Source organism: Dolichospermum circinale AWQC310F, from assembly GCF_000426925.1.
GTDB lineage: Bacteria > Cyanobacteriota > Cyanobacteriia > Cyanobacteriales > Nostocaceae > Dolichospermum > Dolichospermum circinale.
Window position 1 is genome coordinate 1 of record NZ_APIZ01000371.1, and the last position, 521, is coordinate 521.

Consider the following 521-nt stretch of genomic DNA (forward strand, 5'->3'; position numbering starts at 1 on the left):
GCAAGAACCAGGAATCCAACTAGGGTTATTAATTGACCGTAAAAATCGCCGAGTTTATATTTATCGTCCTGGAGAAAAAGAAGAATATTTAGAAAATCCTGATGTGGTGAATTGTGATCCTATTTTACCAGGATTTGTTTTGAATATGGGTAAAATTTGGTAAAGAAAATAATCAACAAAATAATAGGAAATAATTATGCTTTCATCTCCCTTAATATTGCAAATGCCTTCATCCATGACAGATGATCAATTTTTTCAATTCTGTCAATTAAACCGTGATTTACGCATTGAGAGAAATCAATTTGGAGAAATATCAATTATGCCACCAGCAGGTTCAGAAACAGGAAACCGTAACTTTAACTTAGCTGGACAATTATATGTGTGGTCAGAAAAAGATAACACAGGAATTTGTTTTGATTCTAGCACGGGATTTACACTTTCTACAGGTGCAAAACGTTCTCCTGATGCTGCTTGGATAAAATTAGAAAGATGGAATCAACTTACACCAAAACAACAGAAAA

At 33.6% G+C, this 521-nt stretch carries 2 protein-coding genes; both read left to right on the plus strand.

Going from position 1 to position 521, the window contains the following annotated elements; genetic code table 11:
- Positions 1-13 precede the first annotated feature (13 nt).
- Positions 14-163: a Uma2 family endonuclease gene (locus tag ACIR310F_RS23925; RefSeq protein ID WP_414534016.1), complete on the plus strand. Its 150-nt coding sequence runs from the start codon at positions 14-16 to the stop codon at positions 161-163.
- 33 nt (positions 164-196) lie between these two features.
- On the plus strand, positions 197-521 hold a 325-nt coding region (locus ACIR310F_RS0100450), incomplete at its 3' end, for a Uma2 family endonuclease (RefSeq protein ID WP_035367370.1).